The 17,031-nt window shown below is 51.2% G+C and carries 17 protein-coding genes and 2 tRNA genes; 12 read left to right on the top strand and 7 right to left on the bottom strand.

Annotated features, from left to right (window positions below; genetic code table 11):
* The first annotated feature begins 27 nt into the window (after positions 1 to 27).
* Entirely contained in the window at positions 28 to 969 is a 942-nt protein-coding gene (locus tag M2403_RS17295) for an AraC family transcriptional regulator (protein WP_217153056.1), read from the top strand.
* Between the two features lie 59 nt (positions 970 to 1,028).
* Here M2403_RS17295 and M2403_RS17290 read toward each other — a convergent pair.
* Together M2403_RS17290 and M2403_RS17285 are read right to left on the bottom strand one after the other, a co-directional pair.
* Positions 1,029 to 1,116 (bottom strand) — tRNA-Ser (locus tag M2403_RS17290).
* A gap of 183 nt (positions 1,117 to 1,299) precedes the next feature.
* Positions 1,300 to 1,387, bottom strand: a tRNA-Ser gene (locus M2403_RS17285).
* 260 nt (positions 1,388 to 1,647) lie between these two features.
* On the opposite strand from M2403_RS17285, the gene yccA reads away from it, so the two are divergent.
* Together yccA and tusE are read left to right on the top strand one after the other, a co-directional pair.
* Positions 1,648 to 2,310, top strand: a complete 663-nt coding sequence (gene yccA, locus M2403_RS17280) for an FtsH protease modulator YccA (protein ID WP_152324118.1) — start codon at positions 1,648 to 1,650, stop codon at positions 2,308 to 2,310.
* Positions 2,311 to 2,417: 107 nt separating this feature from the next.
* The gene (gene tusE, locus M2403_RS17275; protein WP_152324119.1) at positions 2,418 to 2,747 is read left to right on the top strand and encodes a sulfurtransferase TusE; all 330 of its coding nucleotides are present in this window, start codon (positions 2,418 to 2,420) and stop codon (positions 2,745 to 2,747) included.
* A 4-nt stretch (positions 2,748 to 2,751) separates the two neighbouring features.
* Here the strand turns inward: tusE and yccX are convergent, their stop codons facing one another.
* Positions 2,752 to 3,030 (bottom strand): acylphosphatase, encoded by a 279-nt coding sequence (gene yccX / locus M2403_RS17270; protein ID WP_152324120.1) that lies wholly within the window; start codon positions 3,028 to 3,030, stop codon positions 2,752 to 2,754.
* Between the two features lie 99 nt (positions 3,031 to 3,129).
* Here yccX and rlmI point away from each other — a divergent pair, with 99 nt between their 5' ends.
* Complete coding sequence (gene rlmI / locus M2403_RS17265) at positions 3,130 to 4,323, top strand: 23S rRNA (cytosine(1962)-C(5))-methyltransferase RlmI (protein WP_165058056.1); 1,194 nt, start codon at positions 3,130 to 3,132, stop codon at positions 4,321 to 4,323.
* Between the two features lie 125 nt (positions 4,324 to 4,448).
* Complete coding sequence (gene hspQ / locus M2403_RS17260) at positions 4,449 to 4,766, top strand: heat shock protein HspQ (RefSeq protein WP_104921500.1); 318 nt, start codon at positions 4,449 to 4,451, stop codon at positions 4,764 to 4,766.
* A 73-nt stretch (positions 4,767 to 4,839) separates the two neighbouring features.
* On the opposite strand, the gene M2403_RS17255 is transcribed toward hspQ, so the two are convergent.
* The gene (locus M2403_RS17255) at positions 4,840 to 5,253 is read right to left on the bottom strand and encodes a CoA-binding protein (protein WP_152324122.1); all 414 of its coding nucleotides are present in this window, start codon (positions 5,251 to 5,253) and stop codon (positions 4,840 to 4,842) included.
* A gap of 190 nt (positions 5,254 to 5,443) precedes the next feature.
* On the opposite strand from M2403_RS17255, the gene M2403_RS17250 reads away from it, so the two are divergent.
* Entirely contained in the window at positions 5,444 to 6,103 is a 660-nt protein-coding gene (locus M2403_RS17250; protein ID WP_152324123.1) for a DUF2057 family protein, read from the top strand.
* Between the two features lie 118 nt (positions 6,104 to 6,221).
* On the top strand, positions 6,222 to 6,683 hold the full coding sequence (locus M2403_RS17245; RefSeq protein ID WP_152324124.1) for a methylglyoxal synthase: 462 nt from the start codon (positions 6,222 to 6,224) through the stop codon (positions 6,681 to 6,683).
* 68 nt (positions 6,684 to 6,751) lie between these two features.
* On the opposite strand, the gene helD is transcribed toward M2403_RS17245, so the two are convergent.
* Positions 6,752 to 8,806 (bottom strand): DNA helicase IV, encoded by a 2,055-nt coding sequence (helD, locus tag M2403_RS17240; protein WP_259230259.1) that lies wholly within the window; start codon positions 8,804 to 8,806, stop codon positions 6,752 to 6,754.
* Positions 8,807 to 9,000: 194 nt separating this feature from the next.
* Here helD and M2403_RS17235 point away from each other — a divergent pair, with 194 nt between their 5' ends.
* Both M2403_RS17235 and yccS read left to right on the top strand, forming a co-directional pair.
* On the top strand, positions 9,001 to 9,462 hold the full coding sequence (locus tag M2403_RS17235; protein WP_152324126.1) for a YccF domain-containing protein: 462 nt from the start codon (positions 9,001 to 9,003) through the stop codon (positions 9,460 to 9,462).
* Between the two features lie 35 nt (positions 9,463 to 9,497).
* Positions 9,498 to 11,639: a YccS family putative transporter gene (gene yccS / locus M2403_RS17230; protein ID WP_208950616.1), complete on the top strand. Its 2,142-nt coding sequence runs from the start codon at positions 9,498 to 9,500 to the stop codon at positions 11,637 to 11,639.
* 24 nt (positions 11,640 to 11,663) lie between these two features.
* On the opposite strand, the gene M2403_RS17225 is transcribed toward yccS, so the two are convergent.
* On the bottom strand, positions 11,664 to 12,296 hold the full coding sequence (locus tag M2403_RS17225; RefSeq protein WP_152324128.1) for a TfoX/Sxy family protein: 633 nt from the start codon (positions 12,294 to 12,296) through the stop codon (positions 11,664 to 11,666).
* A 216-nt stretch (positions 12,297 to 12,512) separates the two neighbouring features.
* Between M2403_RS17225 and sulA the strand changes: the two genes are divergently transcribed.
* Together sulA and ompA are read left to right on the top strand one after the other, a co-directional pair.
* Complete coding sequence (gene sulA / locus M2403_RS17220; protein ID WP_217153059.1) at positions 12,513 to 13,019, top strand: SOS-induced cell division inhibitor SulA; 507 nt, start codon at positions 12,513 to 12,515, stop codon at positions 13,017 to 13,019.
* Between the two features lie 355 nt (positions 13,020 to 13,374).
* Positions 13,375 to 14,448: a porin OmpA gene (ompA, locus tag M2403_RS17215; protein ID WP_152324706.1), complete on the top strand. Its 1,074-nt coding sequence runs from the start codon at positions 13,375 to 13,377 to the stop codon at positions 14,446 to 14,448.
* Positions 14,449 to 14,570: 122 nt separating this feature from the next.
* Here ompA and matP read toward each other — a convergent pair whose 3' ends face one another.
* The gene (gene matP, locus M2403_RS17210; RefSeq protein ID WP_195812770.1) at positions 14,571 to 15,029 is read right to left on the bottom strand and encodes a macrodomain Ter protein MatP; all 459 of its coding nucleotides are present in this window, start codon (positions 15,027 to 15,029) and stop codon (positions 14,571 to 14,573) included.
* A 210-nt stretch (positions 15,030 to 15,239) separates the two neighbouring features.
* Between matP and M2403_RS17205 the strand changes: the two genes are divergently transcribed.
* Positions 15,240 to 17,006 carry a Lon protease family protein gene (locus M2403_RS17205; RefSeq protein WP_259230252.1) on the top strand — a complete coding sequence of 589 codons (1,767 nt, stop codon included), beginning with the start codon at positions 15,240 to 15,242 and terminating at the stop codon, positions 17,004 to 17,006.
* Positions 17,007 to 17,031: the final 25 nt, after the last annotated feature.

The following is a 17,031-nucleotide window of genomic DNA, read 5'->3' as shown; positions in this document are numbered from 1 at the left end:
TATCTTTGTAATCGTCCGGAGTCGTTGATGGATCCACTTTCTGATGTGTTGTCGCTGCTCAAACCACGCAGCTATATGTCCAAAGGTTTTGAAGCCGGTGGAGACTGGTCCGTGCAATTTCCTTCTCATTATCAGTCAATTAAATGCAATGCGATTATTACCGGCGAATGCTGGCTGGCCGTCGAATCGGTGCCTGAACCGGTCCATCTTAAAGCCGGAGACTGTTTCGTGTTGCCCAGCGGCCGCCCTTTCCGGCTTGCCAGCGATCTGAGTATTTCACCGGTCGATGCAGGGCCGATTTTTGAACAGGCGCGCGGCGGCGGCACGGTGTCGTGTAATGGCGGCAAAGATTTCTTCCTGACCGGCAGCCGTTTTGCCGTCAGCGGAGCCAACGCCCCGACCCTGCTGGCGATGCTGCCGCCGGTTGTGCATATCTCAAAAGAATCCGACAAAGACAGTTTGCGCTGGGCGGTGGAACAGATGATGCAGGAACTGCGCGACGAACGCCCCGGCGGTTTGCTTATCGCGCAGCATATGGCGCACATGATGCTGGTGCAGGCGCTGCGGATGCACGTCGATAACGCGCCAGAACGCAGGGCCAGCGGATGGTTTGCCGCACTGGCGGATAAGCAATTAGCAAAAGCACTGAACGCGATGCATGAAAATCCCGCGCACCGGTGGACGGTTCAGACGCTGGCAGAACGCGCAGGCATGTCGCGCTCGGTCTTCTCACTGAAATTTAAACAGGCCGTCGGCAGCGCGCCGCTGGAATATCTGACGCGCTGGCGCATGTTGCTGGCCGGAGACCGGCTGGCAAACGGCAACGAGCCGGTTTCCAGTGTGGCATTGTCATTGGGTTATGAATCAGAAAGTGCATTCAGCACGGCGTTTAAACGGACGCTCGGCTGTTCGCCACGGCAATACGGGCAGATAGAAGCGGGCGAAGAAAATACAGCCATTGCGGAGTGAGACGAATTTCAGACACAAAAAAAGCCGCTAATTGCTTAGCAGCTTCAATGTGTTGTTTATGGCGGAGGAGGAGAGATTCGAACTCTCGAATGGTTTCCCATCGCCGGTTTTCAAGACCGGTGCCTTCAGCCGCTCGGCCACCCCTCCGTAAACAACAAGCACTTCGCGACGTCAGTCGTTCAGTACGGGGCGTAGTATACAAGACAGGAAAAAAGATGCAAACATTATTTTCAGTCTACTTTGTTGATTTAATGAGCATTTAAATCAGCTTCACAAATTTCAGAGACAAAAAAAGCCGCTAATTTCTTAGCAGCTTTCTTGTGTTGTATATGGCGGAGGAGAAGAGATTCGAACTCTTGAATGGTTTCCCATCGCCGGTTTTCAAGACCGGTGCCTTCAGCCGCTCGGCCACCCCTCCGCAACGAAGCGAACTATAAACATAGCCGATCGGGTTGTAAAGCCTGATTACATTCAATTGCCTGAAAAACAGGCATTCGGTTCTTAAGCGGCGATTTAAGCATCATTACGGCGATTTTGGCATCAGGAAACCCCGCCTGGCGGCGCTTAGAGAGGTAAAGAAGGGTAAAACGTCTTTAATGACGTCACGCAACTACTTACACTCCAGTCTGACTGTATTTTCACCGACTCCAACGTTTTGTTAAAAGTGAGAATTTTATTATGGATCGTTACGCTGCCTCTACGTCATCACGCGCAGGCTCGTTGTTAAGCACACACCGGGTGTTGCGTAATACTTATTTCCTGTTAGCACTGACGCTCGGCGTTTCGGCGATCACTGCGACGGCGAGTACAGTTCTCCGCTTACCTGCACCAGGCTTCCTGCTGACTATCGTCGGTTTCTATGGCCTGATGTTCCTGACTTACCGCACGGCGAACAGCCCGGCGGGTATTTTATCAGCCTTCGCGCTGACCGGTTTCATGGGCTACACGCTCGGACCGTTGCTGAGTTCCCTGCTTTCCGTGGGTGCCGGTGACATTATTATGCTGGCGCTTGGCGGTACGGCTCTGGTCTTCTTCTGTTGTTCGGCTTACGTGCTGACAACGCGAAAAGACATGTCGTTCCTGTCGGGCATGATGATGGCGGGCTTTGTTGTGCTGCTGGTGGCGGTGATCGCGAACCTGTTCCTGCAAATTCCGGCGCTGTCATTAGCGATCAGTTGCCTGTTTATTCTGTTCTCAGCGGGCGCAATCCTGTGGGAGACCAGTAATATTATTCACGGTGGCGAAACCAACTATATTCGCGCCACGGTCAGCCTGTATGTCTCGCTCTACAACGTGTTTGTCAGCCTGCTGAGCATTCTCGGGATGTCATCACGTAACTGATTACACACGTAATTCGCTCCAGCCCCGCCACCGTGCGGGGCTTTTTATTTTGTCAGACGGGGCTTTTTGCTAAACTGTCGGCTGCATTTTTACAGGTCAGAGGTTGTATGCTGGAATTCGACGGTCAGGTAATAGAAACCGACGCTCAGGGTTACCTGAAAAACAGTAATGACTGGCAGGAAGGCATGGCACCGCTGCTGGCAGAAGAAGAAGGCATTCAGCTTACCGATGCGCACTGGGAAGTAGTGCGTTTTGTGCGCGGGTTTTATCTCGAATTCAATACATCACCGGCCGTGCGCATGCTGGTGAAAGCGATGGCACAGAAATACGGTGAAGAGAAAGGCAACAGCCGCTATCTGTTCAGGCTGTTCCCGAAAGGCCCGGCCAAACAGGCGACCAAAATCGCAGGCCTGCCAAAACCGGTAAAATGCCTGTAATGCTTCAGTATTTGATTTTGAAATCGGTGTAATGACCGGGAGCGGCGGGCTCACTCAGCACGCGATCAACCTGCGCATGTTTCGGGCCGCCCTGTTTCAGCCAGGCTAGCAGCTGATCCACTTTCTCCTGTTCGCCGCACGCCACCACCTCGACGCTGCCGTCCTCAAGATTTTTTGCATAACCGGTCAGCCCTAACCCGGTAGCCTGATGTTGTGTCGCAAAACGAAAACCGACCCCCTGCACCCTGCCGTAGACATAGGCGGCTATACTGACTTTTGCCATAATATTTCTCTCCGTTAGCGGTATGGTTCGTTGCAATTTCACCTGCATGACCGGACAATGTCGCTCTTTTTTGTCTCCGAACCGACAGAACCTAATTTTATGACTGCACGTTTAATTCTGGCCAAAGGCCGCGAAAAATCACTTTTACGCCGCCACCCGTGGGTGTTTTCCGGCGCTGTTCAGCGCGTCGAGGGTAAAGCCAATTCCGGCGACACTATTGATATTGTAGACAGCCAGGGGAAATGGCTGGCGCGCGGTGCTTATTCGCCGTCATCCCAGATCCGTGCCCGTGTCTGGACTTTTAAACAAGATGAAGACATCGATATTGATTTCTTCATCCGCCGTTTACAGCAGGCGCAAAGCTGGCGTGATTATATCGCCAAACGTGACGGGCTGGACGGCTACCGTCTGATTGCCGGTGAATCCGACTGTCTGCCGGGCATCACCATTGACCGTTTCCAGAATTTCCTGGTGCTGCAATTGCTATCTGCTGGTGCAGAATACCAGCGCGCACCTCTGATTGCCGCGCTGCAACACTGCTATCCGGAATGCGCCATCTGGGATCGTTCCGACGTTGCGGTGCGTAAAAAAGAAGGCCTGGAGCTGGTTCAGGGTCACGTCGTCGGTGAAGAACCCCCTGCCCTGCTGCCGATTCAGGAACACGGTATGAGCCTGCTGGTTGATATCAAAGAAGGCCATAAAACCGGCTTCTATCTTGATCAGCGCGACAGCCGCTTTGCTGCACGCAGCTACGCAGCTGGCCGCAATGTGCTGAACTGTTTCTCCTACACCGGCGCGTTCGCCGTGTCTGCGCTGATGGGCGGCTGCACCAAAGTCACTAACGTAGATACCTCTCAGGCCGCGCTTGACGTTGCGCGTCAGAACGTTGAGCTGAACAAACTGGATCTATCGAAAGCCGAATTCGTCCGCGAAGACGTTTTCCAGCTGCTGCGTAAATACCGCACGGAAGGCCAGCAGTTCGACATGATTGTGATGGATCCGCCGAAATTTGTTGAGAACAAAAACCAGCTGGCAAGCGCCTGTCGTGGTTATAAAGATATTAATATGCTGGCGATTCAGTTGCTGCGTCCGGGCGGAATTCTGCTGAGCTTCTCCTGTTCCGGTCTGCTGCCAACCGATTTGTTCCAGAAAATCCTCGCTGACGCCGCACTGGATGCCGGCCGGGAAATTCAGTTCGTGGAGCAGTTCCGTCAGGCTGCCGATCACCCGGTGACCGGCGCGTATCCTGAAGGTTTGTACCTGAAGGGCTTCGCCTGTCTGGTGATGAATTAATCCGATGATCACGACGTGCTGTTCCGGCAGCGCGTCGCAGAATTTTTAGCAGATTAAGCGGTCAAAACTTGAAATAGCACATTTTATCTCCATATAGAGATTAATGATGATTTTGGGAGATGACTATGATTGCCAGCAAATACGGTATCGGCCAGCAGGTTCGCCACAGACTGTTAGGCTATTTAGGCGTGGTAATTGATGTCGACGCTGAATATTCACTCGAAAAACCCGGCGTCGATGACGTCGCCGCTGACGATTCAATGCGTGCCGCGCCCTGGTATCACGTGGTAATGGAAGATGAAGAAGGCCAGCCGGTACACACGTATCTGGCAGAAATTCAGATTGACCATGAAGCTGCCCGCTCGCACCCGGAACAAACGTCTCTGGATGACCTGGCCGCTTCTATCCGCAGTCAGTTACAGGCACCGCGTCTGCGCAACTGATTATCCCGCGCCCGCATAATGAAAAACCGGCTATTTTTGGCCGGTTTTTTCGTCTAATTACTGCCTGCGGCAGTTACTTTTCCATACCCAGCCGCGGGATTTCAATTTTCGGACAGCGATCCATCACCACTTTCAGCCCGCCATCTTTTGCCAGCACAGCGGCCTGTTCGTTGATCACGCCCAGTTGCAGCCACAGCACTTTTGCTTTAATTGCGATGGCTTCCTGCGCTACACCGTAAGCGGCTTCCGCGTTACGGAAAACATCGACCATATCCACCGGTTCTGCGATTTCAGCCAGCGATCCCACCGCTTTTTGCCCCAGCAGTTCCTGCCCTGCCAGTTTCGGACTGACCGGAATAACCTTATATCCCTGAGAAAGCAGATAAGCCATGACGCCATAACTCGGGCGGCCAGGATTGTCGCTGGCACCCACCAGAGCGATCGTTTTTACGTCCTCAAGAATTTTGCGAATATCATTGTCTTGCACGGGGTTATCTCCTTTTGACCTGTATCCGCTAAGTGTAACGCAGCCTGACAGTTTCGACAGGGCCCGGCGCAAAAAGGATCGGTGTGCAGAATTGCCTCATGTGAAATTAAAACATTTTGTAAAACTTTGACACACAATCACCATTACTGAATAATGGAGGATGAGCAATGGTGTGTCTGAGGAGAGAAGAATGAAAGTCTGTCGTGCGCTGGTCGCATTAGCGAGCTTCAGCCTGATGGCGTCAGCTTCTGCGACCTCACTCAAACTGTCTGCGGATGTGGATGTGCTGGTGATCGACGGCAAACAGATGTCTGGCGCTATTCTGAAAGGCGCGGACAGCCTTGAGCTGGATGGCGGGCAGCATCAGATTTTGTTTCAGGTCAGCAAGAATCTGCACCCTGCTGCTGCGCAAAACGCGCAGATTTATCACTCTCCGGCATTGATCGTCACATTCAATGCCAAAGGAAGTCGCTCGGTTTCTTTCATCCTGCCTTCGCTGAGCAATGAAAAAGACACCGCCCAGTTCAGTCAGCAAATGAATTATCAGCTGGTGGATGATCAGGGAAAAACTCTGGTAACCCAACGCGATGTCCTGAGCCTGTTTACCCCGGGTAATACGGCTGCCGCTGAAAAGCTCATGATGACGTATAACTTATCCGGTGCACGCGCTGCCGTACCTTCTTTTGCCCGAGGTAATACCGACAGAAAATCAGCGCTGGCAAGTGATGTTCCTTCGCAAATTTCCATCGCTTATCTTCATCCGCTCTGGACGCGTCTGGCCGCCAATGCCGGTATCGAACAATTTTTACTCTGGTTTAAACTGCCGGAAAAACAAGAACGCGCGTCGTAACTTAATCTGCATCACGCATTCTCTTTCTTAACGTCGATTTGTTGCCCCCACGCTATGCAGTAAAACGGAGTTTCAGTATTCTGTGAGCCACTCTTACTTACGCGTTGAAGGGAATTAGATGGAATACACGACCCGTACGATCGCCAAACAAAAACACATTGCCCTGGTCGCGCATGACCACTGCAAAAATACCCTGATGAAATGGGTGGATAAAAACGTCGCTGAACTGTCGCAACACGTTCTCTATGCCACCGGCACCACCGGAAATATGGTTCAGCGTAGCACCGGGATTACGGTAAAAAGCATGCTGAGTGGCCCGATGGGGGGTGACCAGCAGGTTGGCGCACTGATTGCGGAAGGGAAAATTGATCTGCTGATTTTCCTCTGGGATCCGCTCAATGCCGTTCCTCACGACCCGGATGTTAAGGCCCTGCTGCGCCTGGCAACTGTATGGAATATTCCGGTCGCCACCAATGTGGCGACGGCGGATTTCCTGATTGCGTCGCCGCTTTTCCAGTCAGAAGTGGATATTACTATCCCTGATTATCAGCGTTACTTGTGGGCACGTTTGAAAGAATGATGCGCACAACTGCGTATTCGTCACACCTTCATCAACACAACGCCCGGCATTTGCCGGGCGTTGTGTTGTCAGGGTTTTCGTTGCACCGGAACGCCGATATCTTCCAGCTGCTCCACAAAAACGGAAGGACGTGCTTTATCCTGCATTAACCAGACCTGATGCTTCGCACGGGTCATCGCCACATACAGTAACCGCCGTTCCTCGGCATCCATGAAGTTTTCCGGTTCCGGCAATAAGACCTGTTCCAGCACCGATTCACGCGCCGGTGCCGGGAAGCCGTCGTTGCCTTCGTGCAGGCCGACAATAATGACGTATTCCGCCTGCTGACCTTTACTGGCGTGGATCGTCATAAATTCAAGATTCAGCTTAGGCCAGCGGGTAGCGGCCTTTTCCAGAATCTGCGGCCGTAAATGGTGATAACGCGCCAGCACCAGAATTTTTTCATCGGCAGTGACATAGCCACTGAGCTTATCCAGCAGTTTTTCCAGCTGTTCGTCCGGCAAGATCACCACGTTTTTCTTGTTGCCCTTCGTCAGGCTGTTCAGCGGTTTTTTCAGCTGATAAGGGTTCTGCTGAACAAATTTATTGGCGATTTCACCGATGCGGTCGTTGAAACGGTAAGTGGTATCCAGCGCGCACTGAGCCCCTTCGCCAAAGTGTGTTGAGAAAGCGGTGGTCAGGGAAAGCTCTGCACCGCTGAAACGGTAAATCGCCTGCCAGTCATCGCCCACCGCAAACAGGCTGGTGCGCTTATTCAGCTTGCGCAATGCCGACAACAACAGCGCGCGCTGCGGGGAAATGTCCTGAAATTCATCGACGAGAATGTGTTTCCACGGGCTGACAAAGCGACCTTTCTCCAGAATGTTCACAGCCTGATGAATCAGCCCGGAGAAATCCACCGCGCCCTCTTCTTTCAGCGCCGTTTTCCAGGCTTTCAGTAACGGAGCCATCAGGCGGATGCGCTTAGAAAACAGGTCTTTCACGTCTTCGTGTGCGCTCTCAATCATTTCGGCCTGGCTCCCGCCGTGCGTACGCATCAGACTCAGCCAGCGCTCAAGACGGCTGCCCAGACGTTCGGCCAGCGGTTTATTCTTCCAGTAATCCCCTTCCGGCACATCCCATTCAAGCTCATCGGTCATCCACTGCCGCCAGCCGCTGGCCTGCACTTTCTTGCCAGCGCATTGTTCCTGCCAGGTTTTGATAAGCAGGCTGCGGCGCGCTTTCGCATCAGTTTCCAGTTTGCTGATTTTTGGCGCTTTCTTGCTGCCTTCCTGAATAATCTGCAAAGCCAGCGCGTGGAACGTTTTGGCTTTGATCCCGTCGGTATGCAGACGTTCTTTTATACGCGTGTTCATTTCATCCGCGGCCTGACGTCCAAACGCCAGCAACAGAATTTGCTCCGGTACCGCTTCCTGACGGTGCAGCAACCAGCCTGCGCGCGCCACCAGCACCGAGGTTTTGCCGCTGCCAGCACCTGCCAGCACCAGAACCGCGTCTTCGCCATTCACTACCGCGCGACACTGACTTTCATTTAGCGGAGAAACTTCGACGGTATCAAAGAAGTCCTGATTTTCCGCAATCACCCGGTCAGTCCAGGCCAGATTGCGTTTATCGACGCTGCGTTTTCCCTGCTCAAGCCAGCGTAAGCAGGTGTGATAATCTTCGCGGCAATTATCGAAATCATTGAGACGCCCGACGGGGACAGGAATGGCGGAAAATGCCCCGGTGATGTCTTTCTGGACGTCAGCCAGATCGGCGCTTTTAAACCACTTATCCTGTTCTTCAATGTGCGTGATTTTTTCAATTTGCCCGTGCAGAACGCCCGCGCTGACGCCACTCATCTCCTCACTCCAGGCCTGCCAGATTTTGAGAAGGTGCTGATAAAAACGCTGCGTTTCCTGCCACTCAGTGCCGTGCAGGCGGACAACTTTTGCCTCGGGCAATTCAAATTCAAGCTCGCCCCAGACAATGCCACGCTTACAGCGGATCTGGATAAGCTGATTAAAAGGGATCAGGTAGTGATGTTTGTCGCCGCTGACTTCTACGCCCGCGTTAAGCAGACGCACCCGGTTATAGGGATGCTGCGCCAGATGTTTCCCGAAAGAGGTCGATTTCAATTCCATATCATCACACCGTTTTTTCTCTTTAATTCCTGACGGAAAAGTAATATTTCTTATTTTACATGCAAGTCGTTTTAAGAGTTTACCTTTGATTTGCAGAGGCGATCCACATTCCAAAACAGGGTAGAATAAGACGGTGTTTCTTTTTAGTTAACCTGAAATTTTTCAACTTATTAATATCTTCGGGAAGAGTCGATATGCGCACTGTACTCAATATTCTTAACTTCGTTTTAGGCGGTTTTTTTACCACCCTCGCCTGGCTATTCGCCACGCTGGTGAGCATTGTGCTGATATTTACCCTGCCGCTGACCCGCTCTTGCTGGGAGATCACCCGTCTTTCACTGATGCCTTTTGGCAATGAAGCGGTGCATGTTGACGAATTATACCCGGAAAAACGCAGCGCGCTGATGTCCGGTGGCGGAACCCTGTTGAATATCTTCTGGTTTATTTTTTTCGGCTGGTGGTTATGCTTGTCACACATTTTGGCCGGCATCACTCAATGTATCAGCATTATCGGTATTCCGGTGGGCATCGCGAACTTTAAAATCGCAGCCATCGCGCTCTGGCCGGTAGGGCGAAGAGTGGTCTCCGTCGAACTTGCAAAACAAGTTCGTGAAGCCAATGCCAGCCGTCAGCTAAAAAACGGACGCATTCGCTGATTTTTCATTTTTGATGTTAACCGTGGGGTTTTTCCGTGCTTTCTATTGCACCGGGTTTGAGGCGCTATGCCTATAACAGCAATGTGCTTTACCACATCAGGATTTTCATTGCGCTGGCGGGTGCCGCCGCAATGCCCTGGTGGCTGGGTCAGATAACGCTGACCATCCCTCTGACGCTCGGCGTGGTAGCGGCTGCGCTGGCCGATCTGGACGATCGTCTGGCAGGTCGCTTACGCAATTTGCTGATCACTCTGGTCTGCTTTTTTATCGCTTCAGCGTCTATCGAACTGCTGTTTCCCTATCCCTGGTTATTCGCACCCGGGCTGATGATTTCAACCTGCGGTTTTATCCTGCTGGGCGCACTTGGACAACGGTATGCCACGATTGCGTTCGGTGCGTTGCTCATCGCGATTTATACAATGCTCGGCACCAGTATGTATCACATCTGGTATCAGCAGCCTCTGATCCTGCTCGCCGGCGCCATCTGGTATAACCTGCTGACGCTGGCCGGGCATATTATTTTCCCTATCCGGCCGCTTCAGGATCAGATTTCCCGCTGTTTCACGCAGCTGGCGGCTTATCTGGAAGCTAAAGCGACGCTTTTTGACCCCGATCAGGAAGATAATAATCAGCAACTGGTGGAACTGGCCATGGCTAACGGCCAGCTGGTTTCTACGCTGAATCAGACCAAAAATACGCTGCAAACCCGCCTGAAAGGCGACCGCGGACAGAAAGGTACGCGCCGGACCCTGCACTATTATTTTGTGGTACAGGATATTCATGAGCGCGCAAGCTCATCGCATGTGAAATACCTCAAACTCAGCGAGCAGTTTCATCACAGCGATATTCTTTTCCGTTTTCAGCGTCTGATGAGTATGCAGGCCCGCGCCTGTTTGCAGCTTTCCCAGTGCATCCTGTATCGCCAGAAATATACGCACAACAGCCAGTTCGAGCGGGCGTTTTCCCGTCTTGAAGAAGCGCTGAAACGACTGGAATATCAGGGCGAACACCGGGAAATGCTCCAGGCTCTTCGCCATCTTCTGAGGAATTTGCACGCGATTGACGCGCAGCTGGCGAATATCGAATCAGAGCAATCATTACCGGAAAACCAGACAGGCAAAAGTCCGTTCGTCGACGATAAGCTCACCGGGCTGGATGATATCTGGCTGCGCATTTCCCGGCATTTCACACCGCAGTCTGTTCTGTTTCGTCATGCAGTGCGCATGTCGGTGGTGCTGTTTATCGGCTACGTATTCATACAGGTCAGCGGCCTGAGCCACGGTTACTGGATTTTGCTGACCAGCCTGTTTGTCTGTCAGCCGAACTACAGCGCGACCCGCCGCAGGCTGGCGTTGAGAATCATCGGGACACTGGCCGGGATTGCTCTGGGCATTCCGATTTTATACTTCGTGCCTTCGGTTGAAGGGCAAATGATCCTGATTGTGATCAGCGGATTATTGTTCTTTGCCTTCCGCACCGTGCAATACGCGCAGGCGACGATGTTCATCACCCTGCTGGTGTTGCTGTGCTTCAACTTGCTGGGAGAGGGTTTTGAGATTGCGATACCCCGAATCATCGATACGCTGATTGGCTGTGCGATTGCATGGGCCGCCGTGACGTTCATCTGGCCGGACTGGAAATTCAGGCAGATAGATAAAGTCGTCAGCAAAACGTTCGACGCAAACTGCCGGTATCTGGATGCGATATTAGTGCAATACCATCAGGGCAAAGATAACAGTCTGGATTACCGTCTGGCTCGGCGTGACGCGCATAACTGCGATGCTGAGCTGGCATCGGTGGTTTCGAATATGAGTTCGGAGAAAAACAACGACCCTGCCACGCTTGAAGCGGCGTTTCGCTTGCTGTGTCTTAATCACACCATGCTGAGTTTCATTTCAGCGCTGGGGGCGCATCGTGAAAAACTCGGTGATACCGAAACCCTGAGACTGCTTGATGACGCGGTCTGCTGTGTTGATGGCGCACTGCACCATTTGCCTTCTGAATCCGGGCGGATAGAAAAAGCCCTGGAGCAACTGACGGCAAGGATCCAGATGCGGACGACCGATTCAGACAGCAAAGAACAGCTTGTCTTGCAACAAATCGGATTGCTGGTGGCCCATCTTCCAGAGCTCACCAGTCTTAACAGTAAAATTCTGCCCGTTCAGAGCCATGACTGACAGCTCGTCAGGATCCGGTGAAACTTAGTGCATCGTGTCGAATGGCTGCTCTTGCTGGTGGTTAAACCATTGAGTCAGTATTTCTCTGGAAGCCATCGGCAAAGCGGCCTCGTGATATCCCAAAATGGCGCCCTCCAGCGCCATTAACAAGTTAATACCCAGATTCTTCTTTTTCATTGCGCAGAGTTTCAGGTAGGTCTTGCACGCGCCTTGTGTGCGCAGATCGCCCGAATTTGCTATCCCCACCTGCCAGAGCAACCGCTCCAGAGCCAGAGAAAGATTCGGTAAATCTTTTAGCCGCCCGGCTTCGTTATTTTTGCGCAATTCGATTTCACGCAGCATTCCTTTAAGTGAGTATTTACCCAGTTTCCGCACAGCCTCGGTATCGTCCCACTGCGCCGGATTAACTTTGAAATAACGTAACTTCACATCCATTCCCCGCTTGCGATAAATCAATCTCTCCATCTTCTTCCGGCAAAAATGTGCCTCAGTTTCAGCACTGGCGCGCAGATATAATTCTCCGTCTGAGACCAATGCAAACATGGCTCCATCAGCAGATAAACTGAAGCCGCCAAACTGGGTACGGGCACGTACTTCCCCCAGAGAAGCAAAAATTTCCAGACACTCCAGCACTCTTTTTTTTGATTGATTTATCATCGCGTTATCCTTTTCATGTTCATTCCATATATCCCATGTAAGTTACCTGTACTGCTAAAAGCAAAATACGCAATGTAGAGATGGGCAACAAACATAAAATGCAGCCAGAGGATATTCCCTTCAAAATTTGCGAGATGTCTTGGAAAAATTGGGTTGATCTTTGCTCATCGCCAGAGTACTGTACATTCATACAGTAACCTACTGGGGTATATCACTATGCGCACTCAACATCTTACAAATCATCATTTTAGTCAGTCTGCTTTGCCCGTCGCCCACACACAGGTAAATTCGTCTGCGTCCTTGAATAATGGTCTGATCACGGAGTTCGTTTATAGTGCGAGCCAGCCAGCATTTGCGCAGTTACTTCTGCCACTGCTTCAGCATTTGGGTATGCAATCCCGCTGGTTGTTATGGCTCACGCCTCAGCAGAAACTGAGCCGTCACTGGTTATCTCAATCTGGTTTGCCGGTCGATAAAATGGTGCAGGTAAATCAAATCACAGCGATGTCTACAGTTGATGCAATGGAAAAAGCGTTGCTCACAGGGAATTACAGTGTTGTGCTTGGGTGGTTACCCGATTTGAATGATTCAGAAAGAGAAAGACTGCAAATTGCAGCACGTCATGGAGGGTCATATGGGTTCATTATGAAGCCAACAAATGAACAGAATTCAGCTAGTGGACATCACTCCACAGTAAAAATTCACTCTTCTGTATACCATTAGTTCAAAATAGGAATGTTCCTACGAAAATAGTATGGAACTTAGTGATTTGTGCTGAAACCGGCTTCAAACCCAGTAAAAATGGGTATTCCGACCTCAGATTATCTCCAGTTTTTGTCAACAATTAGTCAAAGCCGTTAAGAAATGTGTACGTTTTTCCCTTTTTTTCCACGGTGTTAACACTTCAAGCTTGTAAGTTTCGCGCCACGTTGTAGACTTTACAACGCCAAGGTTGCTCTATAATGCCAACGTAAAGTGGCAAGTTCTTAATTGAAGCAAGAATCTTGGCGTAAGGATTTTAACCAAGGGCTTAAAGCTTAAAGCTCAATTGCCTATTTGGATGATAACGAGGCGCAAAATGAAAAAGACAGCTATCGCATTAGCAGTGGCACTGGCAGGTTTCGCTACCGTAGCGCAAGCCGCCCCTAAAGATAACACCTGGTATACCGGTGGTAAATTGGGCTGGTCCCAATACCATGACACTGGTTTCGCAAATGCTTACGAAGGTATCGGCAACGGCCCTACCCACGATAGCCAACTGGGTGCAGGTGCGTTCTTGGGTTACCAAGCGAACCAATACCTGGGCTTTGAAATGGGATATGACTGGCTTGGCCGCATGCCTTACAAAGGCAGCGTAAACAACGGCGCGTTCAAAGCACAAGGCGTTCAGCTGGCTGCTAAACTGAGCTACCCGCTGACTGACGATCTGGACCTGTATACCCGTCTGGGTGGTATGGTTTGGCGTGCAGACTCCAAAGGTAACTTCGGTGGTACTGGTGAGCGCGTAAGCGATCACGACACCGGTGTTTCTCCACTGGCAGCTGTTGGTGTTGAATACGCAGTGACCAAAAACTGGGCTACCCGTCTGGATTACCAGTGGGTTAACAACATCGGCGACGCGCAGACTGTTGGCGCACGTCCAGACAACGGCATGCTGTCTGTAGGTGTTTCTTACCGTTTCGGTCAGGATGATGTTGCAGCACCAGTTGTTGCACCAGCTCCAGCACCAGCTCCAGTTGTGGAAACTAAGAAATTCACTCTGAAGTCTGACGTTCTGTTCAACTTCAACAAAGCGACTCTGAAACCAGAAGGCCAACAGGCTCTGGATCAGCTGTACAGCCAGTTGAGTTCAATCGATCCTAAAGACGGTTCAGTTATCGTTCTGGGTTACACCGACCGTATCGGTTCAGAACAATACAACCAGAAACTGTCTGAGCAACGTGCACAGAGCGTAGTGGATTACCTGGTATCTAAAGGTATCCCTGCGAACAAAATCTCTGCACAAGGCCAAGGTAAATCTAACCCAGTTACTGGTTCTACCTGTGACTCCGTTAAAGGCCGTGCTGCTCTGATCGACTGCCTGGCACCAGACCGTCGTGTAGAAATCGAAGTTAAAGGCTACAAAGATACTGTTACTCAGCCACAGGCTTAATAACACTCTTTAGCTTTAACGATAGATACTAAAAACCCCGCCTCGGCGGGGTTTTTTTATGCTTTAAATTCAGCGATTCGAATACAACAGGAGAAACCTTTCAACCAGAGATACAAAAAGGCTCAGAGGTCTTGTTTACCGAGGATTTGCTGTAAGTCTTCTTTGAGTGAAGACATCTGGTTGGCGTATTTCTCTTTTCGTTCTGCGTCTTCAAGCAATTGAATGATGGTGTCCGATAACGTTGCACCACGACGCTGTGCAAGGCCTGCCAGCCGCTGCCAGACGAGGAATTCTAAATCGATGGATTTCTTACGGGTATGCTGATGTTCAGCATTAAAATGACGTTTTCTGCGTGCACGAATAGTTTGTTTAAGCCGGTTTTCCAGCGCCGGATTCATGTTATTCACAATCCAGTCCGTGACCTTCACTGGCTCATTTTCCAGACTGAGAAGTTGGTTCACGGATTCCTGTGCGGCACTGTTTTCCAGATGACGGGTGATCCGCTCACCTTCCCGGTGTTTCTTCACCAGGTACTTCCATTTCCAACCGCTTTCAAGATTTTCCAGTTGCTGATATTTCATCGTGAACTCTTCGGTGACCCCGTAACTTTACTAAGCATAACAGCTTTATTTCAATTTTCACCCCAAATAAACCTGCATATATTGTCCGTTTTTTGCGCACCTGGTCAGCAATGTGCACTAAGCCATGTTCAGTCGCGACTCTCATTGTATGCAGCCGGATTTATTCTTGTATAATCGCTCTTTCCCTTTTTATAGAAAACAGCTAACACATTGACCAATAACCGACTTGACTGGCAGCTTTTACTGCCTGACTCCGCGCCTTATGAGGCAATATTTGCAACGGCAGCCCAGTTAGCCCCTGTCGATTTCGCTGGAACACAGCCCCGGCTGGAAAATGGTTTAACGCTGTTTTGTCATCCCCGCTCGCGCCCTCGCTTTATGACGCTTAAGGCGCAGGAAAACCGTGAGTATCTGTCACGCATTGCTCAGGCGGTAAACGATCTGTTGCCTGAACCCACTGAAGTGACTGGCAACCGCTATCATATTGAAGGCAGTAAGGTCACCCTGCTCGCGGCAAAATCAGCGGAAGATGCTTTTGCTGCGAAGTTCACCTGCCAGTATCGCGAGTGGCTTGAGCCGGAGCAGCTGTTTGGCTGTGTTCGTGTGCATAAAGATCTCATCCAGCTCGAACCTGGTCTGGTTCATCAGGTTAATGGCGGTGTTCTGGTGCTGTCTATCCGCACACTCATCGCTCAACCGCTGATGTGGCTTCGCCTGAAACAGATGATCACCGAAGGCATGTATCACTGGGTTTCCCCTGATGAAACCAAACCTTTACCGGTTACCATTCCCCCTATGCCACTGGATCTCCGTCTGATTCTGGTTGGCGACCGTCTCTCTTTGGGCGATCTGAGTGACATGGAACCGGAGCTGATGGATTCTGCCATTTATGGCGAATATGAAGCTGACCTGCCGCTGACAGAAGAAAGCGACATGGAAACCTGGTGTGGATATGTCAACACGCTGGCCGATGAGCTGGAAATTCCCCGCCTTGCTGCCGATGCATGGCCTGAATTCTTTAAGCTGGCAATCCGCCAGAGCACCGATCAGGGCAGTCTGACGCTCGATCCGGTCTGGCTGAACGCGCAACTCAGTGAAGCTGCCCTTTATAATGAAGATGAGCTGCTGAGCGCCAAGGCGCTGGAAGCCGCGTCCAGCGCACGTGCATGGCGCGAAAGTTACCTGCAGGAACGTATGCAGGATGAAATTGAGCTTGGGCAAATCCGCATAGAAACTGAAGGAGAAGTGGTCGGGCAGATCAACGGCCTCTCTGTTCTGGAATATCCGGGTCATCCGCGTGCTTTAGGTGAACCTTCGCGCATTAGTTGTGTCGTACACACCGGCGACGGCGAATTTACCGACGTTGAGCGCAAGGCAGAATTAGGTGGCAATCTTCATGCGAAAGGCATGATGATTATGCAGGCATTCCTGATCTCCGAGTTAGAACTCGACCAGCCTCTGCCCTTCTCCGCTTCGATTGTGTTTGAGCAGTCTTACGGTGAAGTGGACGGCGACAGCGCTTCCCTTGCTGAACTCTGCGCGCTGATTAGTGCGCTGTCGATGCAGCCGATTAACCAGCAAATTGCGGTGACCGGTTCTGTCGATCAGTTTGGGAATGTGCAACCTATTGGTGGCGTGAACGAAAAAATCGAAGGTTTCTTCGAGGTTTGTCAGCGTCGCGGTTTGACCGGTAAACAAGGGGTCATTCTGCCAACCAGCAACGTGCGTAATTTGTGCCTGCATCCGCAGGTGATTGACGCCGTTCGCGACGGCCAGTTTCACTTATGGGCAGTCGATAGCGCAGACGAAGCGCTGCCTATCCTGACCGGACTGATTTACTCCAACGAAGGAGAAGCTGAAGAAGAGCGTGCAAGTTTGCTGGGATTAATTCAGCAGCGTATTGCACTTGTCACGTCTCAGGGCAGCCCCCGCTATCCGTGGCCTCTTCGCTGGTTGAACTGGTTCAACCACAGCTGATCGGAGTTGTTCAGCTTACAGCTGT

It is taken from the genome of Rahnella sp. BIGb0603, from assembly GCF_024808755.1.
GTDB lineage: Bacteria > Pseudomonadota > Gammaproteobacteria > Enterobacterales > Enterobacteriaceae > Rahnella > Rahnella contaminans.
Note: the sequence above shows the minus strand (reverse complement) of the source record. Positions and strands in the feature narration are given on the sequence as shown.

Coding starts and splice junctions, on each gene's coding strand:
- M2403_RS17295 (WP_217153056.1), top strand. CDS start 28: ATGGATCCACTTTCTGATGTGTTGTCGCTGCTCAAACCACGCAGCTAT.
- yccA (WP_152324118.1), top strand. CDS start 1,648: ATGGATCGTTACGCTGCCTCTACGTCATCACGCGCAGGCTCGTTGTTA.
- tusE (WP_152324119.1), top strand. CDS start 2,418: ATGCTGGAATTCGACGGTCAGGTAATAGAAACCGACGCTCAGGGTTAC.
- yccX (WP_152324120.1), bottom strand. CDS start 3,030: ATGGCAAAAGTCAGTATAGCCGCCTATGTCTACGGCAGGGTGCAGGGG.
- rlmI (WP_165058056.1), top strand. CDS start 3,130: ATGACTGCACGTTTAATTCTGGCCAAAGGCCGCGAAAAATCACTTTTA.
- hspQ (WP_104921500.1), top strand. CDS start 4,449: ATGATTGCCAGCAAATACGGTATCGGCCAGCAGGTTCGCCACAGACTG.
- M2403_RS17250 (WP_152324123.1), top strand. CDS start 5,444: ATGAAAGTCTGTCGTGCGCTGGTCGCATTAGCGAGCTTCAGCCTGATG.
- M2403_RS17245 (WP_152324124.1), top strand. CDS start 6,222: ATGGAATACACGACCCGTACGATCGCCAAACAAAAACACATTGCCCTG.
- helD (WP_259230259.1), bottom strand. CDS start 8,806: ATGGAATTGAAATCGACCTCTTTCGGGAAACATCTGGCGCAGCATCCC.
- M2403_RS17235 (WP_152324126.1), top strand. CDS start 9,001: ATGCGCACTGTACTCAATATTCTTAACTTCGTTTTAGGCGGTTTTTTT.
- M2403_RS17225 (WP_152324128.1), bottom strand. CDS start 12,296: ATGATAAATCAATCAAAAAAAAGAGTGCTGGAGTGTCTGGAAATTTTT.
- sulA (WP_217153059.1), top strand. CDS start 12,513: ATGCGCACTCAACATCTTACAAATCATCATTTTAGTCAGTCTGCTTTG.
- ompA (WP_152324706.1), top strand. CDS start 13,375: ATGAAAAAGACAGCTATCGCATTAGCAGTGGCACTGGCAGGTTTCGCT.
- matP (WP_195812770.1), bottom strand. CDS start 15,029: ATGAAATATCAGCAACTGGAAAATCTTGAAAGCGGTTGGAAATGGAAG.